A 16,510-nucleotide genomic window follows, 5' to 3' on the forward strand; every position below is an offset into this window, starting at 1 on the left:
GTGGTGAAGGAACGGGCGCGTGTGGCCGATGCCGCGCTCGATGCCCGTACCCGGCTTCCGCCTTGCAACCCTGTTCCCTGAAGACGGACGGCCTGAATCGCAAATCGAGCGGGCAAGCGTTTCCCCTGCGCGGGCCGAGACCGGCGTCGCGCTTCGGCATTGGAAAACGTTTTCCAAATTTAGGCATCGATCTGCGCGATGTCAATCAACTTTCACATCGGAGACGCAGGTAGAAACCCGAATGGCGGGAGCGGAGGCGGTGGAATGGAATGAGGATTACGACGAAATCGTCGGGGTTTTTCTTGACGATCGAGTGTTCATCGCGCGGGAGGGAGCGGCTTTACAGCGGCGCAAGGGCGCATCGCATGGAAACGGGTTCTCGATGAATGACGAGAGAAAACGTTATCCATAAGAATCGAAATGCATTGAGCCGCCGCTGCTCACCGGCCGCCGCGGGCGACGCCCCCGCTTCGACGCCGTTCAAAGCTGCTTTTCGATCGCCGCCTTGTCGATCACCGACCACACCTGGCGGATCTTGCCTTCGTGAAACTCGTAGAACACGTTCTCGGCGAACGTGACCTTGCGGCCGTCGACGGCGAGGCCCATGAACGTCCCTTTCGGCGAACACGCGAAGCGCAGGCGGCACGCGACGTGCGGTGGGTCGCACGCGAGCAACCGGATCTCGAAACGGAGATCGGGAATGTCGCGGAAGTCCTGTTCCAGCATCGCGCGGTAACCGGCGAGGCCGAGCGGCCGGTCGTTGTGGATCACGTCGTCGGACACGTACTCGCCGAGCGCCGCCCAGTCCTGCCGGTTCAGGCAGTCGATATACGCACGATAGCGGGTTGCGAGATCGATATCGGTCATGGCGATGTCTCCGTATGTCGATGGGGCGAGTCGGGCGCGGCGCGCGTTACGGCGGCGGTGCGTCGCCCGACAGGAACGCGACGAACTCGCGCGTGTACTTCGGCAGCGCATCGAACGACCGCGCGCAGAGCGTCAGTTTCCGATGGCTCCACGGATCGGACAGTTCGACGAGCCGCACGTCCATCGTCTGCATCGCGCGCTCGGCCGCGTGCCGCGACACGATGCCGATGCCCACGCCGCTCGCGATCACGCGGCAGATCGCGTCGAAGCTCTTCAACTGCACGCGATAGCGGATCCGTTTGCCGAGCGCGCGTGCCTGGTCGGCCAGATGCACTTGCAGCGCGCTGCCGTCGGTGAGGCCGATGAAGTCTTCGCCGGCGATGTCGTCGAACGCGACCTTGTCGCGCGACGCGAGCGGATGCGCGGCCGGCACGACGGCGATCAGCCAGTCTTCGCGGAACGGCTTCTGTTCGAGCCCGCCGAGCCCGACCGAATCGGCGACGATGCCGACCTCGGCCGTCTTGTTGCGGATCGCATGCACGATCTCCTGGCTCGAGCGTTCCTCGACGCTGATCGACAGCCTGGGGTGATGCGGCAGGTACTCGGCCAGTGCGTCCGGCAAGTATTCGCTCAGCGACGCGGTGTTGCACAGCAGCCGGATATGGCCGCGCAGCCCTTGGCCGTATTGCTGCAGTTCGCCGCGCATGTGATCGATCTGCTGCAGCACGGTGCGTGCGTGATGTTCGAGCGCGCGGCCCGCATCGGTCGCCTGCGCGCCCGACTTGGTCCGGTGCAGCAGCGGCACGCCGAGTTCGTCCTCCATCCCGCGAATGCGTTCGCTCGCCGCCTGCAGCGTGATGTGCGTGCGTTCGGCGCCGCTCGTGATCGTGCCGGCTTCGCAGATGTTCAGGAAAAGCCGCAGGTCGGTCAGGTCGAAGCGCATGATGGGCGAAGCGATGGAGAGAATGGCCGATAAGTTAGCAGGAACCGCCGTGCCGGTCTCAGGGGCAGCCTGAGACCCGGTTCGCCGCTTCCGCATTTTCGGGGCGCGATCGATGGCCGATGATGGACGCACATCAATCGAGGGAGCCCGTCATGCAGATCGATTCGTCCTGGGGCGTGTCGTTCAAGATCGCGCTGCATCTGCTGTTCCTGTGCATCGGCATCGCATGGGCCGGCGCCGAATTCGTCGCATGGTTGCGATGAATGGCGTGGCTTGCGCCTATTGAAACATCCCGGCCATAGTTTCGGCCACGAAAATTCTTCCGTTTTTCTGCGAAAAGACCATCAAGTTTTTCCGGATCGGACCGTATTACCGGTAGCGAATGCCGGCCGGCATCCGGTCCGTGATCGTTTGTCATCATTGTTTGCATCCGGTTACACGTCGGCCGTTCCGTTTTTGAGATGCTTGAAAGATTGTCAAACCGGAGTCGGATCGTCCATGAAAACGCGCGAGATTCACCGCAAGGCGGCGTGGCTGTCGGGCCTGGCCGCCGTGCTCGTGATGGCCGGTTGTGCAAGTCCCCAGTCCGTTCCGCCGAGCGACACGCTGGCGGGGCAGCCTTCCGATGCGAGCCCGCCCGTCGCTCCGTCGGCCGTCGCGATGCCGCCTGCGCCGATTCTCGTCGCGCAAAAGTACGTCGTGAAACGCGGCGACACGCTGACGGGCATCGCCTCCGCGAACGATTGCAGCGTGGCCGACTTGCGCACCTGGAACAAGCTGACCGCCAACGGCAGACTGCGCATGGGGCAGGTGCTGCGCATCGTCAAGCAGCAGCCGCTGCCGCCGGCGCGCGCGGCGGACACGCAGGCCGTGGCGAGCAATGGCGCGGTGGGTAACCAGGCCACCGCGCAGGCCACTTCGCAAGCCGCCGCGTCGACCGCGAGCGATCGCGAGGTCGTCAAGGAAACCAGGCGTCATGCGGGCCGCGTCGCGCTCAAGTGGCCCGCGACCGGCAAGGTCGTCGACGGGTTCCGGCCCGGGCAGAACCGCGGCATCCAGATCGCCGGCCGGCCGGGCGACCCGGTTCGCGCCGCGGCCGACGGCCGCGTGATGTATGCGGGCACCGGCCTGAACGATTACGGCAGCCTGATCATCGTCCAGCACAACGCCGATTTTCTGACTGCCTATGCGCACAACCGCAAGCTGCTCGTGAAGACCGGCGACATCGTGCATCAGGGCGATGCGATCGCCGAGATGGGCGATCTCGACAACTCGCGCGTCGCGCTGCTGTTCGAGGTGCGACGCGACGGCAAGCCGGTGAATCCGATGCCGTATCTGCCTTCGTCGCAAGGGTGAAGCGCGGCCGTTTCGCTGGAACGCGACGGCCGTCGCTGCTACGCTAGGGAATCCCGCCTTCGCGCGGGGCCGACGGGCGTCTTTCGGGGATGCGCGGCGAATGCCGTCGCGGGCCGCCCGTCGGCGTGAACGGTCGCGCGTCGCCGAGGCGCGGCCGCGTTGCTTCGAGCCACCGTTTCCGACAGAACAGATCTCATTCATGGAACACTCTCCGACACGCCGCTCGCTGTTGCTCGCCGCCGTTGCCGCGCCGTTCGTTGCCGCGTGCACGTCCGCGCCGGTCGCCGACCAGGGGCGCGCCCACACCGCACAAGCCGAACTCGCCGCGCTCGAAAAAGCATCGAACGGGCGGCTCGGCGTCGCCGCGCTCGATACGTCGAACGGCGTGCGCATCGCGCACCATGCGCGCGAGCGCTTCCCGCTGTGCGGCACGTATGCGGTCATGGCGGCCGCCGCGATGCTCGCGCGCGGCTCGCTCGACGCATCGCTGCTGCCGCGCCGCATCCTGTACCGCCGCTATGAAATCGTGTCCGGCTCGCCGATTACGGAAAGCCACGTCGACACCGGCATGACGATCGCGCAGCTGTGCGCGGCGATGCTGCAGTCGGGCGACAAGGGCGCGGGCAACCTGCTGATGGGCGTGCTCGGCGGCCCGCAGGCCGTCACCGCGTTCGCGCGCGAAAGCGGTGACACCACCTTCCGCCTCGATCACTGGGAACCCGAACTGAACCAGGCGACGCCCGGCGACGAGCGCGACACGTCGACGCCGGTCGCGATGGTCGACACGCTGCAGCGGTTGCTGCTCGGCGACGCGCTGCGCGAGCCGCAGCGCGCGCAACTGACGGAATGGATGGTCGGCGGCGCGCGCGGAGCGACCGGCATCGCGGCGGGCGTGCCGCCCGGCTGGCGCGTGGCCGACAAGGCCGGCAACGGCGGCTTCGGCACGACGACGGACATCGCGGTGCTGTGGCCGCCGTCGCGTGCACCGATCGTGATGGCCGTGTCGTTCACGCAGCCGGAGGCTGCCGCCGCCGCGCGCGCGGATGTCGTCGCAGCGGCGGCGCGCATCGCGGCGGGCGCGCTGACTGCGACGGCCTGAGCATCCAGCGTCTCGCGCAAAGCCGGCGTTTGGCTTATCGTGTCGAACAGCGCGCGTCGGCTCGACGCGCGGTCCTTCCGTGCCGTTTCCTCGCCGTTTCCTGTTTCCCGTTCGCCATGCGCCGACTTCCGCCCCTGCACGCGCTGCAGATCTTCTCGACGGTGGCTCGCCACCGCAGCTTCACGCGTGCGGCCGAGCAGCTGTGTCTCACGCAGGGCGCCGTGAGCCGGCAGATCCAGACGCTCGAGGCGCATTACGGTTTTCCGCTGTTCAAGCGGCATGCGAAGGGCCTCACGCTGACAGCCGAGGGCGAGCAGTTGTTGCCGGTGGTCGACGAAAGCTTCGCGCGCATCGAGGACATCTCGATGAAGCTCACGCGGCAGCGCACCGATCTCGCGCTGAAGGTGCCGACCTGCGTGATCCGCTGGATGCTGCCGCGCATCATGCGCTTTCAGGGCGAGCATCCCGATCTCCACGTGCAGATCACGACCGCGTGGCAGCACGTCGTCGATTTTTCGAGCGAGCCGTTCGATGCGGCGATCGTCTACGGGATGTCGCCGGGTCCGGGCGTCGTCGCGCTGCCGCTGTTCGACGAACGGCTGACACCCGTATGTGCGCCCGAACTGCGGCAGGCGTCGCCGCTCGACGCAACCGGCGATCTCGCGCGCCATACGCTGCTGCATCCGACGCGCGACCATCGCGACTGGCGCGCATGGCTCGAGCATGCGGGCGAGCGTCGTGTGGATCCCGCGCGCGGGCCGACGTTCGACACGCTCGATCTCGCGACGAACGCGGCGATGCAGGGCTTCGGCGTCGCGATCGGCGACGTGACGCTCGTCGACGACGACGTCAGCGCGCGCCGGCTCGAACGGCCGTTCGACATCGTGCTCGAAACCGGCGCACGCTACTACTTCGTCTATCCGGAGAACCTCGGCAGCCAGCAGAAGATCCGCGCGTTCAGCGACTGGATCGCCTGCCATCGCGACTGACGGGCGATTTCACGGCGCGAACCGGACGCGCGGAACCTCCTGCATGCCGCACCGGCGTCGGGCGTTACTGATACGTGACGACGGCGATCATCGGCGTGTGGTCGTTGCCCGGACGATTCGGTAAAACGATTGCGCGAGAAGCCTGGGTAAAGGTCGTGGTCTTCACGGCCTGCATGCTCGCCGCATCGACGAACGCGATCTGCCCGGTCGCGGGACGCGGACAGTCGGCGCGTACGTGCGCGGGCGCGGTGCCGGCCGCGTCGAACGCGAACGAGCACGGAGGCTCGACGATCATGCCGGTGAAGTAGAGGGTGCCGGACGTGCCGGCGGCAAATGAAGACGACGTGGCCAGAAGCGAGGCAGCCAAGGCGAACGAGGCGGCAAACAGACGATGCTTCATGACAGGCTCCAGATAGGAAGCGCGTCGCAGCGAGGCCGCTCGAATGGCAGTCCGTCAACGCTGCGGTGCTGTATGCGTAAACGGCAACTTCATCGAACCTCTTGAGGGGAAAAATCGCAAATAACGGGAATAAGCAAATGACACCGTATTCCTTCAATCAATTTATCTCAAATTTGAGCGGCCGCAAGTCAGGGTAATGCCGGTGGTGTAGGCTCGATGGAAGGCCGTCGACGGACGCGCTGTTTTGCAGGTGAACCATTGCAGCGCCAACGAATCGACAGCTATGCGAGCCGTCGTTCGTCAAAAGAAAACAGCCGCTCGTTTCGGGCGGCTGTTTGTCGATGCGGAGGAGGTGGGCGCCGCGTTTCGCGCACGGATGGCTGCGACAGAGGACGGTCTCGGGGCAGGCGCGCCGCCGCGACTGTCGGGCCAGTCCATCGTGGCATACGATCATCGATCGTGTGGTCAAGTCTGCGGCGGAACGCCGAGCCTTGTCACGTGCAGTCTTCAGGATGACTGGTCAGCCACAAGTCTTTATTGGTAACTCATGGTAAAGGTCGCCCTGCCATTTGCCGTTCCCGCTTTGACATCCGGTGCCGTCTGGACATAGCGCGCCTTCAACGGAATCGTCACGTCGACGTTGCCGAATTGACCGACGAACCATTGATTCGGGTTGCCGGCTTGCGACGAATCCGGGCCGTAGCTGATCAACGTGTCGTTGTTTCCGCGCAATACCTGAATTCCCACCCCCGACGCAGTGGAGTCGGCACCGAGCGACAATACGCTGGAGACATTGGCTGGATGGCTCGCATCGGTCAACGTGGTGTACATCCGGGTGGTCGAACCTGAAGTGCCGCCCGAGCACCTCAGTTGGATGTTGAACGGTCTGGCGCTGGTCGTCGTTCCGACGCCGGTCAGCGATTTTTGTACCACGTTACCCAGCGATACCGCGATCGAAGGCGTCGTTACCCGGCAGGTGGGAACTAGCGGCTGGATGGGAATGGATCCCACTATAACGAATGACAAGAACTGGAACGCGCCGTTCTGCACCCACGAGCCCGCAATTTCACCTGTCAGAGCGCCGCCTGCGGTGATGGGGCCCGTCTTGACGAGTTCGAGAACAATATTTGGCGTTCCGATCGGGAGTTGGTTAACGCTTCCGAAGTCGGTAGTCCACGGAAACCATAAGTTGTTAGTGGAATAGCGCATCCGATACCCGACGCCCGCAACCGGGCTCGGCCAGGTGTTGTAACTCCCGGTCGGAGTGTATTTCCCGTGACGAGTTATTGATAGACCGGGGCTTTCGCAGGTTATGGTTCCATTGCCTGAGACACCGCCCATGCTGAGCGTTTTCGTGAAGAGAACTGTGCCGACTGGCACGCTCGGATCAAAAGACGCGGCAGTAGTGTTGATTTCGTAGATAAACATGCCGCCTCCCGGTTGGGAGGTATAGCACCTCGCCCAACTCGCCGTAGGGATGATGGACGCTAGGAGCAGACCCGCAAGGGTGAAGGATTTCAACAAAGTGTTCTCCGATAATGACAGCGGCATTGTCGATAAGGCTGGCAGTGCCACTCCATGCGTGCGCAGTCGACGCCGTTGTAACTGGCAGGTTGTCATGCGCGTCATGGAATCAGGTTATTCGAATATGGGATCGCCAACGCAATCACAAGAAGTCAATTCACGAACCGGGTACGCTGCGCGATTCGCAGGCATACCGTCATTGCGCCACGCCGGCATGCCGGGACGGAGCGAAGTTCGGCGCATGGGAAACGTGCAACGCCGCAGACGCGCAAGTCTCTTCAACCTGCAGCAGCTCCGTCGACTTGCGCCCCTTCTCGCGCACAGGCAGCGCGTAAGCGATACGGCAAATCGTCGAAGTGTCTTCCCCCCATTTGACGGTCAGCTCACCCTTGTCCTGCAATCCGCGCGCAAAGATCTTGCTTGCCTGGCCGACCGAGCCGATCGGGGCGCCATGCTCGTCCAGCACCTGTGCGCCGAACGGCAGCGGCGTACCGTCGGACCGCACCGCGCGAATCAGCGCCGAGCGGCCCGATACCGTTGCAAATTTCAGCAACGCGACGGACCCGGCACGCGGTGCAATCTGCTGGCTGCTCACCTGCAGCTCGACGTCGGTCGACAAGCCCTTCGGATCGATTTCGACGGTGTTCATGCTGTACGGCGTCAGATAAGGCACCACTGCATATCCGCGGCTGTTCACGCGCACGCCCGACGCGTTGATCACGCGTGCACCGTCGGCGTCCGGCGCTTCGATGATGCCGATCGTGTCCGACAGCGGCTGCGACAGCATCACGCCGCCCGGATGCGCGACCACCGCGCCGCGAATGCCGATCGACCCTTGCGAGTAGCCGGTGCCGGTGCCGACCGCTCCGCTGAATTCGGCATACGGGCTGCGATACAGCGCATTCACGCTGCCGCCAGTGGTGGAACTGCCCATTCCGCCCGACGCATGGTTCGCGGTCACGCCATAGGACAGATTGTTGTCGGTGCCGAGCGAGCCCGACAGCATGGTCTGCGCCTGTGTGCGGCCGCTGGATTCGTGCGAGACGTTCCCGGTCATCGTCATCGGGTTCGCCTTGCCCAGCGGAATCGTCACGCTGGCGTAGTACAGGGTATCCGCCGTACCGATCGCATTGCGCTGGCGATTGGCCGAAATGCTGTAACCGATGTTCCGGAACGTGTTGTTGTAGCCGATGGTGTAATTGACATCCGATCCGCTGCGGTTCCAGTAATTGACGGTGGACGCCGTCAGGTTCAATTGCCCCCAACGCTCTCCGAGCCGCTGGCTCATCGTGACCGACGCACGGCTGCGCTGGCGCCACACGTTTTCGATCGACAGGTTTTGCGCGGCCAGATCGCGCGCGCGCATTGCATCGTTCAGCCCGAGGAACCCGCCGGTCGAGTAACGATAGGCGGCGATCGCGACGTTGGTGCCGGTCTGCGCGACGTCCTTCATGTAGCTCAAGCGGAAGCTGGCGCCGCTGAGGCGGCCTTGCCCGTGCAGCGCGGTGCTCGCCTGCGTGACGTCGGCGCCGATCGCGCCGAGCGGCGTATTGAATGCGCCGCCGACCATCGCCGATACATAGCCTGCCGACACCGTGACGCCGCCATATCCGGTCAGCAGATTCGTCAAGCCGCGTTGCCAAGTGCCTTGCGCGAACAGCGGATGAGACGAAAGCTGCGCGTCGCGCAGCGCGCCGACGACGAAACTGTAGCGGCTGACGCCCGGGCGCAGCGACAACGGCACGGCTGCATACGCGACCGAGAACGAATGCGTGCTGCCGTCCGCCTCCTGGACGGAAACGTCCAGGTCGCCGCCATAGCCTGTCGCGTACAGGTCGTTGATCTCGAACGCGCCGGGCGCGACACTGGTTTCATAGATGACCATGCCGTTCTGGCGAATCGTGACCTTCGCGTTGCTGTTCGCGACGCCGCGCACGGTCGGTGCGTACCCGCGCAGCGAGTCGGGCAGCATGCGGTCGTCGGACGCCACGCGCATGCCGCGAAACGCGGTGGAGTCGAACAGTTCCCCGGTGGTATAGGCCTCGCCGAGCGTCAATTGCGACGCTAGCGACGGCAGGTCGCGCTGCACGTAGGTGTTGATGTCCTGATACTGGCGGTTGCCGCGCGAGTCGAACATGAACGACCCGTCGTGGCGGAAGTGCCAGTTCCCGAGGTTCACGCCGCCGTTCACGCCGAGATAACCCTGAGTCTGCGTGCCGCCGCCCTGGCCGCTGTTGTGGGTGCCGTACAGATTGAAGTTGTAGCCCAGCATCGCCGCGTTGATACCCGAATCCCACAGCTCGGGGCTCACGTATCCGCGCGCGTTGCGGGCGAGCGAAACCTGCGGAATGCTTAGGTCGAGACGCTGCTCGCCGAAATCGAAGCGGCTGGTCGCCCCGCCGACCAGTTCGTCGATCGGCAGGCATGCGTCTTCGCCTTCGCCCGAGATCCTGGCGAGCAGTTCCGGAGTCAGCTTCTTCCAGGCGACGCCGACGCGCTCGAGCAGCTTTGCATCGAAACAGGCTTGCGCGTCCATGTTCGTCTCGACGACCTTGAACGGCACGTCGCCGCGGGCGACGCGGTTCTGGTTGACGTAGATGTCGACGCTGTACGTGCCGGGCAAGACGGTATTGCCTTTTTCGAAGCGGGACACGTCCACGCTCTGGCTTCCGCCTTGGGGGAAGAAGTGCTGGTCGAATTCGACCTGAGCCAACTTCGTCGGCCGAGCGGGCGCGTCGTTGGCCTGCGCGTCCAGCTGATACGTGGCGAACGTCGACAGGAGGAGCGCGCACAGCGGTTTGATGCGGGGCGCTACGCTACAGGCGGCGTGGTTCGACCGTTTCGAAATCATGCATGACACTCCGAGGTGCCCGTCGATACGTATCGCGGGCGATCAGGGCAAAGGGATGCCGCCAGAGGCGTTGTCAGCCTCTGATTGCCGCCTCGTCGGAGGCACGAATTGGGGCAAACCGTGGGATGGGCAGTCGACCGGCGGAAGGCGCGAACGCGCCTCCGGTTACTTCAGCGGGTCGGGTGCCAGGGAACGCGACGGAATCGCGGTGTCGTCAGGGCGTGTTCTTGCCGGACGACACCGGCTGCGTGGCCTTGATGCCGCCGCCCCAGTCGTTGATGCTCGTGTAGTCGACCTCGGCGCCGGGTTCCGCGCCGGCCGTCAGGCCCTGGACCGGAAACAGCGCGGAGTCGCCGGGCTTGATATAACCGGCGCCGGCATCGAGCGCCTTGCCGCCCGACCGAAGCGTGACGCTGCCCAGGTTGACGAAGTACGGCGTCGGATTGGTGGCCTTCAGTGCATAGCCCTTGCCGTCGCGGACCACCTGCCATTTCGTCTGTACGGGTGCTTCGTCCGCCTTGCCCGGCAAGTTTTGCGGACGAAAAAATACCTTGATTCGCGTGCGAAACGCGAGTTGCAATCGACTCGCGTCTTCCGCGTTTTCCGCCTTGGGCGGCACTTCCAGCACGTTCAGCCAGAACATCGTCTCCTTGTCCTGCGCGAGCGGCTCCTTCGTGTAGATCAGCCGCAAGGTCTGGCCGTTGCCGGGATCGAGGCGGAACATGGAAGGTGTCACCGTAAAGGGCGCGTCGATCTTTTCCGGCGATGTGTTCGCGTCGCCCTTGTCGATCCAGGTTTGAACCAGGGCCGGCGTCTGTCCGTCGTTGGTGAGCTTGATCGTCACTTCGCGCTCGTTGGCGGGGAAGATCACGCGCGTGCCGGCGATCACGATGCTTGCGTGCGCATTCGCGGCGAACAGGCTGGCCGCGATGGACGCGGCAGTGAATAGTTTCCGGCAGAGGTATTTCATGTGAATCCCTTCTCCAATTCGATATAGATCGATGCGTTGTCTTGCGAAGCCGACTCGCGACTCCCGGAGACGGCTTGACAAGCCAACGTGGTTCGAACGGCGGCCCTGACGTAGCGACCGCCGAACGCTACGCTTTACTGATAGCTCATCGTGTACTGCACACGCGAATTCGCGGGGCCGGCCTTCAGCGCGGTGCCGAGCGATTCGTACTGCGCGTAGTAGTTCAGCGTGGCGGCGCCGCCCGTGATGTCCACGACCTGGGAGTTCTGGGCGTTGTATGCCGCGCCAGCCGCGATGTGCTGGAACGAATCGTTCAGCAGACCGATTTCCACGCCTTCGGCGCCACCGGCGTCGACCATGAGGCGACCGGTGGCCGTGTTGATCGTCGGACCCGATTCGAAGAAGGTCGCAACCTTGCCGGTATCCGGCTGGCAGTTCGTCAATTTCAGCTGGAACGGCGTGCGGCCGGCCGTCGCCCCCGCTGCTTTCAGTGCGTCGGTCGACACGGGCGGCAAGGCCACCGTGAAGTTGTTGGCGCTACCGCCGCCGTTGATCGTGCAGGTCGTCGCGACGATCGAGCCGGTGAAGTCGATCGTGCCGTCGAACGCGTGTGCTGCCGGCGCCATTGCGACGATGCTTGCTGCTGCCAGTGCGGCGGAAATGATGGTTTTGGTCATTCGAATACCTAATTGTTAAATATGCTTAACATAGATGGAGGTTGAAATCGCCCGCTTCGATTCTCTTTATTCCAACCGGAGGGGAAGTGAGATCTGCACGAGGCTGAATTCAGGATGAATTGTCGAATAACCCGATAGTTGGGGGAATATGACGAATTCGAAATCGAATTGATTTTTTGTAGTACAAGTACTAAGAATTTATGCCTCTTTCGGAGGCGAGATGATTGCGCGGAGGTCCGGATCCTTGTGATGCAAGGATCTGGGCGGTTTTGCAAGGGTTTTGCCGTTCGTGGATCGGCACACGCCGTCGTGGTTCGACGAGCGTTTGACGTTCATGTGCATGTCCGAATTTCGGCAGATGTTGTCGCTTGATCTGTCCGAATCCGCGACGAATGGTAAAGGCCATATTGCGGTATCACGATCGGCGATGTGATGCCCGACGCAGACGGCTTCAATGCAAGCGGGCTTGTAGGGCCGCGATCCCGGACACGAAAGCGCCACTCCGCGGAAAGCGTGCGGAACCCGCGGTGGACAGCGTCCGCGATGGCGTGAAGGGGCGGTCACGATCGCCATCGTCGGCCCATGCTCGTTGCCCGGATGTGGCATCGACGAGTCGGCGCGCCGGCGAATGGCGGTTCGCCAAAGAAAACGGCCGCTCATCGAGATGAGCGGCCGTGTTGTACCGGATTCGCAGATCCGCGATCAACCCGCGCGCTTGCGCACCGCGCCGACGATCACGAGCAGCACGATCGCACCGATGATCGACGCGATCCAGCCGGCGCCCTGGCCCGGCGCATACCAGCCGGCCGCGCGGCCGACATAACCGGCGACGAGCGAGCCGACGACGCCGAGCACGATGGTCATCAGGATGCCCATCTTGTCGTCGCCGGGCTTGAGCGCGCGGGCGAGGAGGCCGACGATGAGCCCCACGACCAGGGTTTCGATGAATTGCAGCATGAACGCCTCCCTATTGCTGTTGAGCTGTTGACGAAAGGAAATTGACCCCTGCGGTGCGCACGGGTTCCATGCGGCGGCAAGCCGGCGCGTGGCGTGCGCAGTATCGCATGCGTTCGCGTCCGGCGGATGTCACGTGGCGGACGCGTCGGCCACCGGATCGAGGCGGCGATAGCCTTCGGTCGCGTTCAGCAGCGTGCGCGTGTAGTCGCGTGCGACCTGTCCGGCGCGCACGTCCTCGATGCGCAGCTGTTCGACGATCTGGCCATGTTGCATCACCGCGACGCGCTGGCACAGGAAGCCGATCACCGCGAGGTTGTGGCTGACGAGGATCATCGTCAGGTTGCGCTCGCGATGCAGGCGGCGCAGCAGGTTCAGGATCTCGGCCTGCACGGACACGTCGAGCGCCGACGTCGGCTCGTCGAGCAGCAGCACGCGCGGCTCGACGATCAGCGCGCGCGCGATCGCCACGCGCTGGCGCTGGCCGCCCGACAACTGGTGCGGGTAGCGGAAGCGGAACGCCGGGCCGAGCCCGACCTCGGACAGCGCGCGGGCGATCCGCGCGTCGGCGTCGCCGATCGCATGGATCGACAGCGGCTCGCGCAGCGTCTGGTCGACGGTGAAGCGCGGATGCAGCGACGCGTACGGATCCTGAAACACCATCTGCACGTGGCGGCGGAACGCACGATCGGGCGTGCCGCCCACCGGGCGGCCGTCGATCGACAGGCTACCGGACGCGAGCGGCGCGAGGCCCGTCAGCGCACGCAGCAGCGTCGACTTGCCGGAACCCGATTCGCCGACGAGCCCGAACACTTCGCCGTCGCGTACCGCGAAGCTCGCGTCGCGCACGGCGTCGACGTGACCCGTGCGAGTCGGGAAACGGATCGATGCGCGGTCGACGTCGATCATCGTGAGGCCTCCTGTCGATCGGTGCGTACGGCGGCCGGCGGCGCGGGATCGAGCCATGCCGGGTCGCGCCGCAGCACCGGCAGTTCGTCGGGCGGGTTCGCGAGCGGCGGATGCGCCGCGAGCAGCCCGCGCGTATAGGGATGAGACGCATCGCGCAGGTCGCGCGCGGCGCAGGTTTCGACCACGCGCCCCGCATACATCACCGCGACGCGGTCGCAGAACGACATCACGAGCGGCAGGTCGTGGCTGATGAACATCAGGCCGGTGCCGTGTCGCGCGATCATCGCGTCGAGCACCGCGAGCACTTGCATCGACACCGCAACGTCGAGCGCGGAGGTCGGCTCGTCGGCGATCAAGAGGCGCGGACCGGTCGACACCATCATCGCGATCATCACGCGCTGGCCCATGCCGCCCGACAGCTCGTGCGGATACGCATCGGCGACGCGCGCCGGGTCGCGGATCTGCACGGCAGCGAGCGCGTCGACGATCCGCTCGCGCAGCGCGCGGCCGCGCAAGCCCGGCTCGTGCAGCCTAAACGCTTCGCCCATCTGCTTCGCGACCGTCATGACCGGGTTCAGCGAATATTTCGGGTCCTGCAGGATCATGCCCATCTGGCTGCCGCACAGCCGCCGGCGCTCGCGCGGCGACATCGCGAGCAGGTCGTGGCCCGCGAAGCGCATCGTGTGCGCCGACCAGCGCGCGGCGCCGGGCAGCAGGCCGAGCAGCGCGCGGCCCGTCAGCGATTTGCCGGAGCCCGATTCGCCGACGATGCCGAGCCGTTCGCCCGGTGCGAGCGTCAGCGACAGGTCGCGCACGGCGTCGGTGACGCTGCCGTCGTGTCCGCGGAAACCGATCTTCAGCCCGTCGATCTCGCAGAGCGGCGCCGGCGCGGCGGTGGAATGCATCGGCATGTCACGCTCCATGGCGGGGATCGAAGACGTCGCGCAGCCCGTCGCCGAGCAGGTTGAACGCGAGGCTCACGAGCAGGATCGCGATGCCGGGCAGCGTCGCGACCCACCACGCGTCGAGCAGCACGTTGCGGCCCGACGCGACCATGAAGCCCCATTCGGGGCTCGGCGGCTGCGCGCCGAGGCCGAGAAAGCCGAGGCCCGCGACGGTCAGGATGATGCCGGCCATGTCGAGCGTCGCGCGCACGATCACCGACGACATGCACAGCGGCATGATGTAGCGCAGCAGGATGCGCGGTCCCGACGCGCCTTGCAGCCGCGCCGCATGGATGTAGTCGGCCTGCGCGATGCGGATCGTCTCCGCGCGCGCGAGCCGCGCATACGCGGGCCATGCGGTGATCGAGATCGCGACGACCGCGTTGATCACGCCGGGGCCGAGCGCGGCCGCGAAGGCGAGCGCGAGCACGATCTTAGGGAACGCGAGCGCGATGTCGGTGATGCGCATCAGCACGCTGTCGACGAAGCCGCCGCAATAGCCGGCCGTCGTGCCGATCAGCAGACCGATCGGCACGACGATCACGACGACGAGCAGCGCGATGCCGAGCGTCAGGCGCGACCCCGCGATCAGCCGCGAAAGGATGTCGCGGCCGAGCTGGTCGGTGCCGAACCAGTGCGACGGCGAGCCGGGCGGCAGCAGCCGGTCGGCCAGCACCTGGCGCAGCGGATCGTGCGGCATGATCAGCGGGCCGACGATCGCGACCGCGATCAGCGCGGCCAGGATCGCGAGCCCGAACAGGTTGAGCGGATTCGCGGCGAAGCGGCGCCAGCGGCGGTACGCGAGGCCGAACGCGGCCTGCGAGCGCGACGCGGGCGCATCGGAAAGAAGCCACGCGCGCAGCGTGAGACGCTCGGCATTCATGATCGGGCGGCCTTCGGGGTGGACGGGGAAAGAAGCGGGGCGGAAGCGGTCATGTCGAAGCGGCCCTCAGCGCGCACGCGGATCGAACACGCGGTACAGCGCGTCGGTCAGCAGGTTGACGGTGATGAACATCGCGCCGATCACGAGCGTCGCGCCGAGCACCGCGTTCATGTCGGCGTTCAGCAGCGCGCCGGTCAGGTACGAGCCGAGCCCCGGCCACGCGAACACGATTTCGGTCAGCACCGAGCCTTCGAGCAGATTGCTGTACGTGAGCGCGATCACGGTGAGCAGCGGTACCGCGATGTTGCCGAACGCGTGCCGCCAGATCACGCGCCGCTCGGACAGGCCCTTCGCGCGCGCGGTGACGATGTATTCCTGGCTCAGCTGGTCGAGCATGAACGAGCGCGTCATGCGGCTGAGATACGCGACCGAGTAGTAGCCGAGGATCGCGGCCGGCAGCGCGATGTGCGACACCGCGTTGCGCAATACGTCCCACTCGCCGGCGAGCGCCGCATCGAGCAGCAGGCTGCCGGTGCGTGGGGCGACCATTCCGTCGTACACGGGATCGAGCCGGCCGGGGCCGCCGACCCAGTGCAACCGCGCATAGAACAGCAGCAGCCCCATCAGCCCGAGCCAGAATACCGGCACCGAGTTGCCGATCAGCCCGACGAAGCGCGCGATGTGATCGATCGGCCGGTTGTGCTTCACGGCGGCCGCGACGCCGAGCGGCACGCCGATCGCGATGCCGATCAACGTCGCGATCGTCGCCAGTTCGAGCGTGGCCGGGAACACGCGCCGGATGTCGTCGAGCACCGGGTTCGCGGTCAGCAGCGACACGCCGAGGTTGCCGTGCAGCACGTCGCGCGCATAGATCAGGAATTGCGTGACGAGCGGCTTGTCGAGCCCGAGCGCGATGCGCTCGGCCGCATAGGCGTCGGCCGATGCGCGATCGCCGAGAATCGCGAGCACGGGATCGATCGGCACCTTGCGGCCGATCACGAACGTCAGCGCGAGCAGCCCCGCGAACGTGACGGCGAGCGTGAGCGCCCAGCGCAGCACGCGCAGGGCCCAGCGCACGGCCGGGCGCCGCGCGGGCAGCGTGCGCAGGGCTTCGAGGGAGGAGGCGGGAGTCGACATGCGGCGA

Annotated in this window: 16 protein-coding genes; 4 read left to right on the top strand and 12 right to left on the bottom strand. The window is 65.4% G+C overall.

Annotation, left to right across the window (positions count from 1 at the left end; all coding sequences use genetic code 11):
- Positions 1–19 precede the first annotated feature (19 nt).
- The gene (locus tag WT53_RS33580) at positions 20–412 is read left to right on the top strand and encodes a hypothetical protein (RefSeq protein WP_156447892.1); all 393 of its coding nucleotides are present in this window, start codon (positions 20–22) and stop codon (positions 410–412) included.
- A 68-nt stretch (positions 413–480) separates the two neighbouring features.
- Here WT53_RS33580 and WT53_RS19440 read toward each other — a convergent pair whose 3' ends face one another.
- Both WT53_RS19440 and WT53_RS19445 read right to left on the bottom strand, forming a co-directional pair.
- A complete protein-coding gene (locus WT53_RS19440; protein WP_034204650.1) occupies positions 481–867 on the bottom strand; it encodes an ester cyclase in 387 nt (128 codons plus the stop codon).
- Positions 868–913: 46 nt separating this feature from the next.
- Positions 914–1,810 carry a LysR substrate-binding domain-containing protein gene (locus WT53_RS19445; protein ID WP_060261107.1) on the bottom strand — a complete coding sequence of 299 codons (897 nt, stop codon included), beginning with the start codon at positions 1,808–1,810 and terminating at the stop codon, positions 914–916.
- A 498-nt stretch (positions 1,811–2,308) separates the two neighbouring features.
- Between WT53_RS19445 and WT53_RS19450 the strand changes: the two genes are divergently transcribed.
- From WT53_RS19450 to WT53_RS19460, 3 genes are all read left to right on the top strand, one after another.
- Positions 2,309–3,166 (top strand): peptidoglycan DD-metalloendopeptidase family protein, encoded by an 858-nt coding sequence (locus WT53_RS19450; protein ID WP_034204651.1) that lies wholly within the window; start codon positions 2,309–2,311, stop codon positions 3,164–3,166.
- A 199-nt stretch (positions 3,167–3,365) separates the two neighbouring features.
- On the top strand, positions 3,366–4,265 hold the full coding sequence (bla, locus tag WT53_RS19455; protein ID WP_034204652.1) for a class A beta-lactamase: 900 nt from the start codon (positions 3,366–3,368) through the stop codon (positions 4,263–4,265).
- 116 nt (positions 4,266–4,381) lie between these two features.
- Positions 4,382–5,254, top strand: coding sequence for a LysR substrate-binding domain-containing protein (locus WT53_RS19460; protein ID WP_034204653.1), 873 nt, complete (start codon positions 4,382–4,384; stop codon positions 5,252–5,254).
- Positions 5,255–5,318: 64 nt separating this feature from the next.
- On the opposite strand, the gene WT53_RS19465 is transcribed toward WT53_RS19460, so the two are convergent.
- From WT53_RS19465 to WT53_RS19510, 10 genes are all read right to left on the bottom strand, one after another.
- A complete protein-coding gene (locus WT53_RS19465) occupies positions 5,319–5,654 on the bottom strand; it encodes a hypothetical protein (RefSeq protein ID WP_034204654.1) in 336 nt (111 codons plus the stop codon).
- A 534-nt stretch (positions 5,655–6,188) separates the two neighbouring features.
- Complete coding sequence (locus WT53_RS19470) at positions 6,189–7,082, bottom strand: fimbrial protein (RefSeq protein WP_230624766.1); 894 nt, start codon at positions 7,080–7,082, stop codon at positions 6,189–6,191.
- Between the two features lie 292 nt (positions 7,083–7,374).
- Positions 7,375–10,029 carry a fimbria/pilus outer membrane usher protein gene (locus WT53_RS19475; protein ID WP_060261111.1) on the bottom strand — a complete coding sequence of 885 codons (2,655 nt, stop codon included), beginning with the start codon at positions 10,027–10,029 and terminating at the stop codon, positions 7,375–7,377.
- Between the two features lie 214 nt (positions 10,030–10,243).
- Entirely contained in the window at positions 10,244–10,999 is a 756-nt protein-coding gene (locus WT53_RS19480; RefSeq protein WP_059783158.1) for a molecular chaperone, read from the bottom strand.
- Positions 11,000–11,133: 134 nt separating this feature from the next.
- Positions 11,134–11,676, bottom strand: coding sequence for a fimbrial protein (locus WT53_RS19485; protein WP_060261115.1), 543 nt, complete (start codon positions 11,674–11,676; stop codon positions 11,134–11,136).
- A 702-nt stretch (positions 11,677–12,378) separates the two neighbouring features.
- A complete protein-coding gene (locus WT53_RS19490; protein ID WP_034204657.1) occupies positions 12,379–12,633 on the bottom strand; it encodes a GlsB/YeaQ/YmgE family stress response membrane protein in 255 nt (84 codons plus the stop codon).
- Positions 12,634–12,762: 129 nt separating this feature from the next.
- Positions 12,763–13,539 carry an ABC transporter ATP-binding protein gene (locus WT53_RS19495; protein ID WP_060261119.1) on the bottom strand — a complete coding sequence of 259 codons (777 nt, stop codon included), beginning with the start codon at positions 13,537–13,539 and terminating at the stop codon, positions 12,763–12,765.
- On the bottom strand, positions 13,536–14,450 hold the full coding sequence (locus WT53_RS19500) for an ABC transporter ATP-binding protein (RefSeq protein WP_060261124.1): 915 nt from the start codon (positions 14,448–14,450) through the stop codon (positions 13,536–13,538). Before WT53_RS19500 ends, WT53_RS19495 begins: the two co-directional genes overlap by 4 nt.
- 1 nt (position 14,451) lies before the next feature.
- Positions 14,452–15,366, bottom strand: a complete 915-nt coding sequence (gene nikC, locus WT53_RS19505) for a nickel transporter permease (protein ID WP_034204660.1) — start codon at positions 15,364–15,366, stop codon at positions 14,452–14,454.
- A 66-nt stretch (positions 15,367–15,432) separates the two neighbouring features.
- Complete coding sequence (locus WT53_RS19510; RefSeq protein ID WP_060261128.1) at positions 15,433–16,503, bottom strand: ABC transporter permease; 1,071 nt, start codon at positions 16,501–16,503, stop codon at positions 15,433–15,435.
- Positions 16,504–16,510: the final 7 nt, after the last annotated feature.

Source organism: Burkholderia sp. MSMB2157WGS (assembly GCF_001532755.1).
In the GTDB taxonomy this organism is placed as follows: domain Bacteria; phylum Pseudomonadota; class Gammaproteobacteria; order Burkholderiales; family Burkholderiaceae; genus Burkholderia.